Source organism: Pseudomonas sp. KCJK9016 (assembly GCF_046231795.1).
Classification (GTDB): domain Bacteria; phylum Pseudomonadota; class Gammaproteobacteria; order Pseudomonadales; family Pseudomonadaceae; genus Aquipseudomonas; species Aquipseudomonas bananamidigenes.
In genome coordinates this window covers 127,523-139,926 of the sequence record NZ_JBJJMM010000015.1, presented here as the reverse complement: position 1 = coordinate 139,926, position 12,404 = coordinate 127,523, and the positions used below count along the sequence as shown (strand labels likewise).

The window sequence follows — 12,404 nt, the reverse complement described above, 5'->3', positions numbered from 1 at the left end:
CCTAATACCTGCCTTGGTACTCAACACGCATCAGGTCATCTATGTTGCGAACCAGCTTATCTGTTTCACGCAGACTGTCTACTAAAGCAGCAAAGCTGCCATACAACATTGCTATAACTTCAATAATATTATGAGAATACCTATCGTCAGGGCGATATTTCAACCATGTGTCGGAAATTCTTTTAGAGTTTTTAAGCCTCCAATTTATCGCCATTAACTCCTCCTCACTAATACTTCCCTCCAGTGCCATTTTATTTGCCTGACCCGCAAGATGTTCTATAGCAGACTCCAAATCAACGGCAAATTTTGATTCTCCGATTTCCGCGAAAATTCTTGCGAATGTCAGTTTATATTCGTGTGGATTTTTCGTGGGTTCGCACTGATGGACATAGCTCCCTTTACACCCGCCCCAAAGTAGATCATGACCATATCCTTGGCGATGATATCGGATATCGCGCCTACATATAGGGCATTGTCTAAGCAGGATTGTATTGTGCTTCGCACATACCTCCACATATCTATGGTCACGTCTCCAGTAAGGGAAACCAAGCGACTCAATGTCCTCTTTTACACAGTCAATGCAAATTCCAGCTCGTTGACTTTCGGTTTCAAATCTCGTTTCGGAATCCTGATAATTGCCTCTGGTATAGCTGGATTGGCCGAAGCCTGGAAAAACCCCCACCTGCGAATAACTCGTGTGTTCATGCAGCAGACGATTGAATTCATATGTATCAGATCTGCCTAGCAGGTCAGCGATCACCCCGATAGACCATCCTCGCATGTAGTACCTGGATATTTCTTTGAGCTTTATCGACTCGGGTGATCGGGGGTCCAGGTAAAAATGCCTTTCGATGAAGGAGCGGAGAGACTCGTGCGGTTGGATGGTGAGCAGCAAGGAGGAGTACCCAATATTTCGAGGCACCAGAGGGGGCAGTAGAGGGATCTCTGCTCGGAGCCCCCAAAGGCTCCAAGCGAGACAGACTTTAATACTCAGAGACAGACTTTAATATTTACGATCAAAGGAGGGGGCCTGTGAATAACTTATTCCACCGTCACCGACTTCGCCAGGTTGCGCGGCTGGTCCACGTCAGTCCCCTTGAGCACGGCGACGTAGTAAGACAGCAATTGCAGCGGGATGGTGTAGAGGATCGGCGACAGGATGTCGTGGATGTGCGGCATCTGTACCACGTGGGTGCCTTCACCGTTGGTCATCCCGGCCTTCTCGTCAGCGAACACGATTAGTTCGCCGCCACGGGCACGGACTTCCTGCAGATTGGACTTGAGCTTCTCGAGCAGTTCGTTGTTCGGTGCCACAGTCACCACCGGCATGTCGTTATCCACCAGCGCCAGCGGGCCATGCTTCAGTTCGCCGGCAGGGTAAGCTTCGGCGTGGATGTAAGAGATTTCCTTGAGTTTCAGGGCCCCTTCCATCGCGACCGGATATTGCGCGCCACGGCCAAGGAACAGGGTGTGGTTCTTGTCGGCGAACAGTTCGGCGATTTTTTCCACCGTGCTGTCCATGGCCAGCGCTTCGCCCAGACGGGTCGGCAGGCGACGCAGTTCTTCGACCAGCGTGGCTTCAACGTCTTTGCCCAGCGTGCCGCGCACCTGGCCCAGGGACAGGGTCAGCAACAACAGACCAACCAGTTGCGTGGTGAACGCCTTGGTCGAGGCCACGCCGATTTCACGACCGGCCTGGGTCAGCAGGGTCAGGTCGGATTCGCGCACCAGCGAACTGATGCCGACGTTGCAGATCGCGAGACTGCCCAGGAAACCCAGTTCCTTGGCGTTGCGCAGCGCCGCCAGGGTGTCGGCGGTTTCGCCGGACTGGGAAATGGTGACGAACAGCGTGTCCGGCTGCACCACGACCTTGCGATAGCGGAACTCACTGGCCACTTCGACCTGGCACGGAATTCCCGCCAGCTCTTCGAGCCAGTAACGGGCAACCATGCCGGCGTGATAGCTGGTGCCGCAGGCCACGATCTGTACGTTGCGCACCTTGGCGAACAGTTCGGCGGCTTGCGGGCCGAACGCTTGCACCAGCACCTGGTTCGGGCTGAGACGCCCCTCCAGCGTGCGTTGTACCACGGACGGCTGTTCGTGGATTTCCTTGAGCATGTAATGACGGAACTCGCCTTTGTCGGCCGCTTCGGCGCCATCGGTGTACTGCACGGTCTGGCGCTCGACGGCTTTACCGGTCAGGTCCCAGATCTGCACCTTGTCACGCTGGATTTCGGCGATATCGCCTTCTTCCAGATACATGAAACGGTCGGTGACCTGACGCAGGGCCAGTTGGTCGGAAGCAAGGAAGTTCTCGCCCAGGCCCAGACCGATCACCAGCGGGCTGCCGCTGCGCGCCGCAACCAGACGATCCGGCTGCCGGGCGTGGATGACCGCCAGCCCATAGGCGCCATGCAGTTCCTTGACCGCTGCTTTCAGGGCGTCGGTCAGGTCGGGCAGTTTCTTGAGTTTTTCGGTCAGCAGGTGAGCGATGACTTCGGTGTCGGTATCGGAAGAGAACACATAACCCTGCGCCTTGAGTTGCTCACGCAGCGCTTCATGGTTTTCGATGATGCCGTTGTGCACAACCGCAACATTGCCGGAGAAATGCGGGTGAGCATTGCGTTCGCTTGGCGCGCCATGAGTGGCCCAGCGGGTGTGGGCAATGCCCAGGCGCCCCACCAGCGGATGTTCAGCCAGGGCCGCATCCAGTTCGCTGACCTTGCCCACACGACGGGTACGCTCCAAAACGCCGTCATTGGTGTACACCGCCACACCGGCACTGTCATAACCCCGGTATTCGAGGCGCTTGAGGCCTTCGACCAGGATGGCGGTGATATTACGTTCAGCTACCGCGCCGACAATTCCACACATGCTTATTTCTCCTGACTGACCGTCGCGCAAATCAAATTGATACCGCGAGCCTGAATCTGATCCCGTGCCTCCTGCGGCAGGCGATCATCGGTAATTAGGGTATGGACGCTGCTCCACGGCAGCTCCAGGTTTGGAATCTTGCGACCGATCTTGTCGGCCTCGACCATCACGATCACTTCCCGCGCCACTTCCGCCATCACCCGGCTCAGGCCGAGCAGTTCATTGAACGTGGTGGTGCCACGCACCAGATCGATGCCATCGGCACCGATGAACAACTGATCGAAGTCGTAAGAGCGTAGTACCTGCTCGGCGACCTGGCCCTGGAAGGATTCCGAATGAGGATCCCAGGTGCCGCCGGTCATCAGCAGGACAGGTTCATGTTCAAGTTCGCTCAGAGCATTGGCGACATGCAGGGAATTGGTCATCACCACCAGCCCCGGTTGCTGGCCGAGTTCGGGGATCATCGCGGCCGTGGTGCTGCCGCTGTCGATGATGATGCGGGCATGCTCACGAATACGGGTGACCGCAGCGCGGGCAATTGCCTGTTTGTATTTGGAAACGTTCTGACCGACATCGGCCACCAGTTCCTGAGGCATGGTGATCGCTCCGCCGTAACGGCGCAGCAACAGGCCATGGCTTTCCAACGCAGCCAGATCCTTGCGAATCGTAACTTCCGAAGTTTCGAAACGCTTGGCGAGTTCGTCGACACTGACTTCACCCTGCTCATTGAGCAAGGCCAGAATGTTGTGGCGGCGTTGGGGCGTATTGCGTTTCGACATGGCCTGATAAGTTTCGATTCGAAAGATAACGGAAGCAATCAAAACCGATCGACGCAAAATCGTCAAGCCGGGGGATGAAAAAAATCGCTGCCCTGGGGCAGCGATTCTCTGGATCGAAGTGCTGTGGATAACTCAGCTCTTTCTGATCTTCTCAGGACGCTTCCAGCCATCGATGTTTCTCTGCCGCGCACGACCCACGGCCAGCTGGGCGTTATCCACATTCTGAGTGATGGTCGAACCGGCGGCAGTGGTCGCACCGGACGAGATATCCACAGGTGCCACCAGCGAGTTGTTGGAACCGATGAACACATCTTCGCCCAACACGGTTTTCCACTTGTTGGCGCCATCGTAGTTGCAGGTGATGGTGCCGGCACCGATGTTGGAGCGGGCACCGATCTCGGCGTCGCCCAGATAAGTCAGGTGCCCGGCCTTGGCGCCCTCGCCCATACGGGCGTTTTTCAGTTCGACGAAGTTACCCACATGAGCACGAGCTTCCAGCACGGAACCCGGGCGCAGGCGGGCAAACGGACCGGCATCGCTGCCCTCACCCAGCACTGCGCCTTCAATATGACTGTTGGCCTTGATCACCACGCCTTTTCGCAGGGTGCTGTCCTTTATCACGCAGTTCGGGCCGATCACCACATCATCTTCAATGACCACCTTGCCTTCGAGTATCACGTTGATGTCAATCAGCACGTCGCGACCGACGGTCACTTCGCCACGTACATCGAACCGGGCCGGGTCACGCAGGGTCACGCCCTGCGCCATCAGGCGGCGACCGGCACGCCACTGATAGTGGCGCTCCAGCTCGGACAGTTGCTTGCGATCATTGGCGCCCTGTACTTCCATCGGATCGTGGGGTTGCTCCGTGGCAACCACCAGGCCGTCACCGACCGCCATTTCGATTACGTCAGTCAGGTAATACTCGCCCTGGGCATTGTTGTTCGACAGGCGTCCCATCCAGTCGGCCAGATGGCTGGCCGGTACCGCGAGAATGCCTGTGTTGCCTTCGGTGATCATGCGTTGCGCTTCAGTGGCATCCTTGTGCTCGACGATTGCCGCTACCTTTCCGCTGGCATCGCGCACGATGCGGCCATAGCCGGTCGGGTCCTCCAGCTCAACGGTCAGCAAGCCCATTTGCCCTGGAACGACATGCTTGAGCAGACGTTGCAGGGTTTCGACCTCGATCAACGGCACGTCACCGTAGAGAATCAGAACCGTGTCGGATGTAATGAACGGTACGGCCTGAGCAGTCGCGTGGCCGGTACCCAACTGCTTGTCCTGCAGCACAAAATTGAGATCATCGGCAGCCAGACGCTCGCGCACCACATCGGCGCCATGGCCGACGACCACGTGAATGCGCTGTGGATCGAGTTGACGCGCACTGTGGATAACATGGCCTAGCATGGAGTCGCCGGCGATCGGGTGCAGCACTTTTGGCAACGCCGAACGCATGCGGGTGCCTTGACCGGCCGCGAGGATAACGATTTCAAGAGACATGACTGGCTACCAATCCTGGGTGGTCAGCAATTGCGACCGGTTTTTTGAAAGTCGGAAAAAGAAAAAAGGGTAGCCGAGGCTACCCTTTTTTATCAATCGCACAACAAGTGGCTGACGGATTAACCGCCAAACTTCTTGCGGATCTGCTGGACGGTGCGCAGCTGAGCTGCAGCCTCGGCCAGACGTGCGGACGCAGCTCCGTAGTCGAAATCTGCGCTCTTCTCATGCAGAGCGGCCTCGGCAGCCTTGAGAGCTGCCTGGGCTTGAGCTTCATCCAGGTCGGCGGCACGTTGCACGGTATCGGCAAGCACCTTGACCATGTTCGGCTGAACCTCGAGGAAACCACCGGAGATGTAGAACACCTCGGCTTCCCCGCCTTGCTTGATCAGGCGGATCGGACCCGGCTTGAGATTCGTGATCAACGGCGCGTGGCCCAGAGCGATACCAAGATCACCCAGAGCACCGTGCGCAATCACCATCTCGACCAGACCGGAGAAGATTTCCCCTTCCGCGCTGACGATATCGCAATGGACTGTCATAGCCATCTGATTGCCTCAACCTAAATTAGCGCCCGTTGCCGGGCGCCTGGATTACAGTTTCTTGGCTTTCTCGATCGCTTCTTCGATGCCGCCAACCATGTAGAACGCTTGTTCTGGCAGGTGGTCGTAGTCACCGTTGAGGATGCCTTTGAAGCCAGCAATGGTGTCTTTCAGGGAAACGTATTTACCCGAAGCACCGGTGAAGACTTCAGCCACGAAGAACGGCTGCGACAAGAAGCGCTGGATCTTACGAGCACGGGCTACCAACTGCTTGTCGGTTTCCGACAGCTCGTCCATACCCAGGATCGCAATGATGTCCTTCAGCTCTTTGTAACGCTGCAGCACGTACTGAACGCCACGAGCGGTCTCGTAGTGCTCGTTGCCGATCACGTTCGGGTCCAGCTGACGCGAAGTCGAGTCCAGTGGGTCTACCGCCGGGTAGATACCCAGGGAAGCGATGTCACGGGACAGAACGACAGTGGCGTCCAGGTGAGCAAACGTGGTGGCCGGCGACGGGTCGGTCAGGTCGTCCGCAGGTACGTATACGGCCTGGATCGAAGTGATCGAACCTTGCTTGGTCGAAGTGATACGTTCCTGCAGAACGCCCATCTCTTCAGCCAGAGTCGGCTGGTAACCTACCGCCGAAGGCATACGGCCCAGCAGTGCGGATACTTCGGTACCGGCCAGGGTGTAACGATAGATGTTGTCGACGAACAGCAGAACGTCGTTACCTTCGTCACGGAACTTCTCGGCCATGGTCAGACCGGTCAGCGCTACACGCAGACGGTTTCCCGGTGGCTCGTTCATCTGACCGTAAACCAGGGCTACCTTGTCGAGAACGTTGGAGTCCTTCATCTCGTGGTAGAAGTCGTTACCCTCACGAGTACGCTCACCCACACCGGCGAACACGGAATAACCGCTGTGCTCGATGGCGATGTTACGGATCAGTTCCATCATGTTTACGGTCTTGCCTACACCGGCACCACCGAACAGACCGACTTTACCGCCCTTGGCGAACGGGCAGACCAGGTCGATAACCTTGATGCCGGTTTCGAGCAGGTCGTTGCCACCTGCCTGTTCAGCGAAGGAAGGAGCGGCGCGGTGGATACCCCAGCGCTCTTCTTCGCCGATCGGGCCGGCTTCGTCGATCGGGTTGCCCAGTACGTCCATGATCCGGCCCAGGGTCGCTTTACCGACCGGTACGGAGATGGCTGCGCCAGTGTTGTTGACGTCCAGACCGCGCTTCAGGCCCTCGGTGGAGCCCATCGCAATGGTACGAACCACGCCGTCGCCCAGCTGCTGCTGAACTTCCAGAGTGGTTTCGGCGCCTTGAACCTTCAAGGCGTCGTAGATGCTCGGTACGCTGTCGCGTGGAAATTCCACGTCGATAACGGCGCCGATGATTTGAACGATACGTCCGCTACTCATAGCTGGATCCTCTGAATATTTGAACCGTTAAACCGCGGCAGCGCCGCCGACGATTTCCGAGATCTCTTGGGTGATCGCAGCCTGACGCGCCTTGTTGTAGATCAGCTGCAAGTCGCTGATCAGATCACCGGCGTTGTCGGTAGCGTTCTTCATCGCGATCATCCGCGCAGCTTGTTCGGCCGCGTTGTTCTCGACCACCGCCTGGTACACCTGCGACTCCACGTAACGCACCATCAAGCCGTCAAGCAGCTCTTTGGCGTCCGGCTCGTAGAGGTAGTCCCAGTGGTGCTTGAGTTCTTGATCCGGGGTCGCCACCAGTGGAATCAACTGCTCCACGGTTGGCGTCTGGGTCATGGTGTTGACGAACTTGTTGGACACCACGGACAGGCGGTCGATACGGCCGTCCAGATAAGCATCCAGCATCACCTTGACGCTGCCGATCAGATCATTGATCGACGGCTCTTCACCCAGATGGCTGATAGCTGCAACGACGTTACCGCCGAAGTTGCGGAAAAAGGCCGCACCCTTGCTACCAACGACACACAGATCGATCTCGACGCCGTTTTCGCGGTTTACCGCCATGTCCTTGACCAGGGCCTTGAACAGGTTGGTGTTCAAGCCGCCGCACAGACCACGGTCACTGCTCACCACGACATAGCCGACGCGCTTGACGGCGCGGTCGATCATGAACGGATGGCGGTATTCCGGGTTGGCGTTGGCCAGATGCCCAATTACCTGGCGGATACGCTCCGCATAAGGGCGGCTAGCAGCCATGCGCATTTGTGCCTTGCGCATTTTGCTGACCGCCACTTTTTCCATGGCGCTGGTAATTTTTTGCGTGCTTTTGATGCTCGCAATCTTACTGCGAATCTCTTTTGCGCCTGCCATGTAACACCTATCAGGTTAGCAAGCGGGAGCCTTGCGGCTCCCGCTGCGGCTTACCAGGTTTGGGTGGCCTTGAACTTCTCGATACCGGCTTTCAGGCCAGCGTCGATTTCGTCATTGAAGTCACCCTTCACGTTGATCTTGGCCATCAAATCGGCGTGATCGCGGTTGAAGTAAGCAATCAGCGCTTGCTCGAAGCTGCCGACTTTGGCGATTTCAATGTCAGTCAGGAACCCACGCTCAGCGGCATACAGCGACAGCGACATGTCGGCGATCGACATTGGCGCGTATTGCTTCTGCTTCATCAGCTCGGTAACGCGCTGACCATGCTCAAGTTGCTTGCGGGTCGCTTCGTCCAGGTCAGAAGCGAACTGGGCGAATGCCGCCAGTTCACGGTACTGGGCCAGAGCGGTACGGATACCACCGGACAGCTTCTTGATGATCTTGGTCTGAGCGGCACCACCCACACGGGATACCGAAACACCGGCGTTCACTGCAGGGCGGATGCCCGAGTTGAACATGGCCGATTCCAGGAAGATCTGACCGTCGGTGATGGAGATCACGTTGGTCGGAACGAACGCGGAAACGTCGCCAGCCTGGGTTTCGATGATCGGCAGTGCGGTCAGGGAACCGGTTTTGCCGGTCACTGCGCCGTTGGTGAACTTCTCTACGTACTCTTCCGAAACGCGGGATGCGCGCTCCAGCAGACGGGAGTGGAGATAGAACACGTCGCCTGGGTAGGCTTCACGTCCTGGCGGACGGCGCAGCAGCAGGGAAATCTGGCGGTAAGCCACTGCTTGCTTGGACAGATCGTCATAAACGATCAGCGCGTCTTCACCGCGGTCGCGGAAGAATTCACCCATGGTGCAACCGGAGTACGGAGCCAGGAACTGCAGTGCTGCAGATTCCGAAGCGCTCGCGGCAACGATGATGGTGTTGGCCAGTGCACCGTTTTCTTCCAGCTTGCGAACCACGTTGGCGATGGTCGACTGCTTCTGACCGACCGCTACGTATACGCAGAAAATGCCACTGTCTTTCTGGTTGATGATCGCGTCGATCGCCAGAGCGGTCTTGCCGATCTGACGGTCACCGATGATCAGCTCACGCTGGCCACGGCCGACAGGAATCATGGCATCGACAGCTTTGTAGCCAGTCTGTACAGGCTGGTCTACCGACTTACGCCAGATCACGCCCGGTGCAACTTTCTCGACCGCGTCGGTCTCGGTGTTGCCCAGTGGACCTTTGCCGTCAACAGGGTTACCCAGTGCGTCGACAACGCGACCCAGCAGTTCCTTACCAACTGGAACTTCGAGGATGCGGCCGGTGCACTTGGCGCTCATGCCTTCAGCCAGACTGGTGTATGCGCCCAGTACAACGGCACCTACGGAGTCTTGCTCCAGGTTGAGGGCCATACCGTAGACGCCGCCCGGAAACTCGATCATCTCGCCGTACATGACGTCGGCCAGACCGTGAATCCGCACGATACCGTCAGACACGCTGACGACAGTGCCTTCGTTACGGGCTTGGGAGGTTACATCGAGCTTCTCGATGCGACCCTTGATAATTTCACTAATTTCGGAAGGATTGAGTTGCTGCATTGCTCTGCTGCCCCTTCAAACTCAAGATTTCAATGCTTCGGCCAGTTTCGCGAGTTTGCCGCTAACTGAGCCATCGATAACCAGGTCGCCGGCGCGAATGACAACACCCCCGATGAGGGATGCATCTTCCGCAACTTGCAGGCGCACTTCCCGGCTGAGTCGTGCACTGAGAACCTTGGCGAGTTTGTCTTGCTGTTCTTGGTTCAATGCAAAAGCACTGGTCACTTCAACGTCTACCGATTTCTCTTGTTCGGCCTTGTACAGGTCGAAAAGAGCGGCGATCTCCGGCAGAAGCGGGAGACGGTCGTTTTCGGCAACGACGTGAATGAAATTTTGTGCCTTGGCATCAAACTTGTCGCCGCACACGTCAATGAACGTGGCGGCCTTTTCTGCGCTCGTCAGTCGCGGGGCCTTGAGCACGCGCTGCATGGTGTCGTCTTGCGACACCGCTGCTGCCAGGCCGAGCATGGCTGACCAATTGGCCAGTTGCTGGTGGGCCTGAGCGTGCTCGAAGGCCGCCTTAGCGTAAGGTCGGGCCAACGTGGTCAGTTCTGCCATGATCGCCCTCGCTTAGATTTCAGCAGCCAGTTGGTTAACCAGCTCTGCGTGCGCGTTTTGATCGATTGTCTTGCCCAGGATCTTCGAAGCACCGCCAACGGCCAGGCTACCCACTTGGGCGCGCAGCGCATCTTTGACACTGTTCAGTTCCTGTTCGATCTCGGCCTGAGCCTGAGCCTTCACACGGTCAGCTTCGACGCGAGCCTGTTCACGGGCTTCGTCAACAATCTGGTTACCGCGTTTCTTGGCTTGCTCGATGATTTCAGCTGCCTGAGCTTTCGCTTCGCGCAGTTGCTGACCCGCTTTCTCTTGGGCCAGCTCCAGGTCGCGAGCTGCTCGGCTGGCAGCGTCCAGACCATCGGCGATCTTCTTTTGACGTTCGCGCAGTGCCGTGATGACCGGAGGCCATACGAACTTCATGCAGAACAGTACAAAAATCAGGAACGCAACGGACTGGCCAATCAGGGTCGCATTAATGTTCACGCCAACACCTCGCAGTTACGTTGTCCATCACATCAAATCAATCGGAAGATCCGAATGATTAGCCAGCGATCTGACCAACGAACGGGTTCGCAAAGGTGAAGAACAGAGCGATACCAACACCGATCATGGTTACGGCGTCGAGCAGACCGGCAACGATGAACATTTTAACTTGCAGCATTGGAACCATTTCCGGCTGACGCGCTGCGCCTTCCAGGAACTTGCCGCCCAGCAGGCCGAAACCAATTGCGGTACCCAGTGCGCCCAGGCCGATCAACAGTGCAACAGCGATAGCGGTTAGACCAACTACAGTTTCCATCTTTCCTCCCGACTTTTACGTCGTATGGTTTAGGTTTTTTAGATTAAAGCGGTAAAACAAATCGTTTCGGAGGCCCCGTGAGGAGCCCCCTCCCGTTTGACCGGGAGGGACATCAGACCGGCCGAGACCTGTCTTAATGGTTTTCTTCGTGCGCCATCGACAGGTAGACGATGGTCAGCATCATGAAGATGAACGCCTGCAGGGTGATGATCAGGATGTGGAACACCGCCCACGCCCACTGCAGAGCAACGCCCAGGCCGCTGAGCCAGAGCAGGCCGCTGCCGAACATCACAGCGATCAGGATGAACACCAGCTCGCCGGCATACATGTTGCCGAAAAGACGCAGGGCCAGAGAGATCGGTTTGGCGATCAGGGTCACGAATTCCAGCAGGAAGTTCACCGGGATCAGCAACGCCTGAACGAAGATGTTCTTGCTGCCGAACGGGTGCAGGGTCAGCTCGCCGATGAAGCCGCCGATGCCCTTGACCTTGATGCTGTAGAAAATAATCAGTGCGAAAACCGAGAACGCCATGCCCAGGGTCGCGTTCGGGTCGGTAGTCGACACGGCACGGAACGGGATGTGGTGGTCGCCGGAGATCAGGATGGCCAGCTGAGGAATCCAGTCGACCGGTACCAGGTCGACGGCGTTCATCAGGAACACCCAGACGAAGATGGTCAGTGCCAGCGGTGCGATCACCGGGCTACGGCCATGGAAGCTGTCTTTCACGCTGCCATCGACGAATTCGACCAGCACTTCAACGAAGTTCTGCAGTGCACCTGGCTGACCGGAAGTCGCCTTCTTGGCCGCCATGCGGAAAAGAAAGACGAAAATCAGACCCAGTGCGACCGACCAGCCGAGGGTGTCGACGTGGAAAGCCCAGAAACCCATTTCCTTGGCTTCTGCTGCGGTGTGGGCAAAGCCCCAGCCGCCGTTGGGTAGCTGACCGAAGGTCAGGTTCTGCAAGTGGTGCTGGATATAGCCCGAAGCGGTTGTTTCTGCCATGGTTGCCTCAAACGCCCTAAGGTCTCGAAAGTCTTGTTCTCATCAGCAGGGGAGCGAACCAGCTGACCGACTGAGTCAGCACGAAGGCGCCGAATACAGCGATCGGCGCCAGTGGCTTCACACCTGCAAACACCAGTGCAAACAGCACTGCCGTCAAAATCAGTTTGCCTGCCTCGCCGGCATAGAAAGACCGGACGATGGACTGGGCTGCTCGGGCGCCGGAAAACCGAAATGCCTTGTGAGCGAAATAAACATTGGGCAGCAAGGCTATCAGGCCTCCGCAAAGTCCCGAGTATCCGGCAACGACTCCGTGCCATTGCCAGAGCGCCAAAGCGGCAATGAGCAAAATGACAAATTGAGCCATCAACACCGGAAAAACCGCCAGGCGATGGAAGGGCAGGCGGTTTGGCTTGCGGGTTTCCATCACGATTGCTCTCCAAT

At 57.3% G+C, this 12,404-nt stretch carries 13 protein-coding genes; all 13 read right to left on the bottom strand.

Features of this window, described 5'->3' with window-relative positions:
* Nucleotide 1: 1 nt before the first annotated feature.
* The 13 genes from ACK6BI_RS16645 to ACK6BI_RS16585 all read right to left on the bottom strand — a co-directional run bounded on the left by ACK6BI_RS16645 (nucleotide 2) and on the right by ACK6BI_RS16585 (nucleotide 12,387).
* Nucleotides 2-760: a hypothetical protein gene (locus tag ACK6BI_RS16645; protein ID WP_409317901.1), complete on the bottom strand. Its 759-nt coding sequence runs from the start codon at nucleotides 758-760 to the stop codon at nucleotides 2-4.
* Nucleotides 761-1,041: 281 nt separating this feature from the next.
* The gene (gene glmS / locus ACK6BI_RS16640) at nucleotides 1,042-2,874 is read right to left on the bottom strand and encodes a glutamine--fructose-6-phosphate transaminase (isomerizing) (protein ID WP_409317900.1); all 1,833 of its coding nucleotides are present in this window, start codon (nucleotides 2,872-2,874) and stop codon (nucleotides 1,042-1,044) included.
* Nucleotides 2,875-2,876: 2 nt separating this feature from the next.
* Nucleotides 2,877-3,653 (bottom strand): DeoR/GlpR family DNA-binding transcription regulator, encoded by a 777-nt coding sequence (locus ACK6BI_RS16635; protein WP_409317899.1) that lies wholly within the window; start codon nucleotides 3,651-3,653, stop codon nucleotides 2,877-2,879.
* Between the two features lie 132 nt (nucleotides 3,654-3,785).
* The gene (gene glmU, locus ACK6BI_RS16630; protein ID WP_409317898.1) at nucleotides 3,786-5,153 is read right to left on the bottom strand and encodes a bifunctional UDP-N-acetylglucosamine diphosphorylase/glucosamine-1-phosphate N-acetyltransferase GlmU; all 1,368 of its coding nucleotides are present in this window, start codon (nucleotides 5,151-5,153) and stop codon (nucleotides 3,786-3,788) included.
* Between the two features lie 119 nt (nucleotides 5,154-5,272).
* Nucleotides 5,273-5,698, bottom strand: coding sequence for a F0F1 ATP synthase subunit epsilon (locus ACK6BI_RS16625; protein WP_007954164.1), 426 nt, complete (start codon nucleotides 5,696-5,698; stop codon nucleotides 5,273-5,275).
* 45 nt (nucleotides 5,699-5,743) lie between these two features.
* The gene (gene atpD, locus ACK6BI_RS16620; RefSeq protein ID WP_065260117.1) at nucleotides 5,744-7,120 is read right to left on the bottom strand and encodes a F0F1 ATP synthase subunit beta; all 1,377 of its coding nucleotides are present in this window, start codon (nucleotides 7,118-7,120) and stop codon (nucleotides 5,744-5,746) included.
* A gap of 27 nt (nucleotides 7,121-7,147) precedes the next feature.
* Nucleotides 7,148-8,008 (bottom strand): F0F1 ATP synthase subunit gamma, encoded by an 861-nt coding sequence (gene atpG / locus ACK6BI_RS16615; RefSeq protein WP_065260118.1) that lies wholly within the window; start codon nucleotides 8,006-8,008, stop codon nucleotides 7,148-7,150.
* A gap of 50 nt (nucleotides 8,009-8,058) precedes the next feature.
* On the bottom strand, nucleotides 8,059-9,603 hold the full coding sequence (gene atpA / locus ACK6BI_RS16610) for a F0F1 ATP synthase subunit alpha (RefSeq protein WP_409317897.1): 1,545 nt from the start codon (nucleotides 9,601-9,603) through the stop codon (nucleotides 8,059-8,061).
* Between the two features lie 21 nt (nucleotides 9,604-9,624).
* Nucleotides 9,625-10,161, bottom strand: coding sequence for a F0F1 ATP synthase subunit delta (locus ACK6BI_RS16605; RefSeq protein WP_260521628.1), 537 nt, complete (start codon nucleotides 10,159-10,161; stop codon nucleotides 9,625-9,627).
* Between the two features lie 12 nt (nucleotides 10,162-10,173).
* Nucleotides 10,174-10,644 (bottom strand): F0F1 ATP synthase subunit B, encoded by a 471-nt coding sequence (locus ACK6BI_RS16600; RefSeq protein ID WP_409317896.1) that lies wholly within the window; start codon nucleotides 10,642-10,644, stop codon nucleotides 10,174-10,176.
* A gap of 58 nt (nucleotides 10,645-10,702) precedes the next feature.
* Nucleotides 10,703-10,960, bottom strand: a complete 258-nt coding sequence (atpE, locus tag ACK6BI_RS16595) for a F0F1 ATP synthase subunit C (protein WP_003097235.1) — start codon at nucleotides 10,958-10,960, stop codon at nucleotides 10,703-10,705.
* Nucleotides 10,961-11,093: 133 nt separating this feature from the next.
* Nucleotides 11,094-11,963: a F0F1 ATP synthase subunit A gene (gene atpB, locus ACK6BI_RS16590; RefSeq protein WP_260521629.1), complete on the bottom strand. Its 870-nt coding sequence runs from the start codon at nucleotides 11,961-11,963 to the stop codon at nucleotides 11,094-11,096.
* 16 nt (nucleotides 11,964-11,979) lie between these two features.
* Complete coding sequence (locus tag ACK6BI_RS16585) at nucleotides 11,980-12,387, bottom strand: F0F1 ATP synthase subunit I (protein WP_003229783.1); 408 nt, start codon at nucleotides 12,385-12,387, stop codon at nucleotides 11,980-11,982.
* Nucleotides 12,388-12,404: the final 17 nt, after the last annotated feature.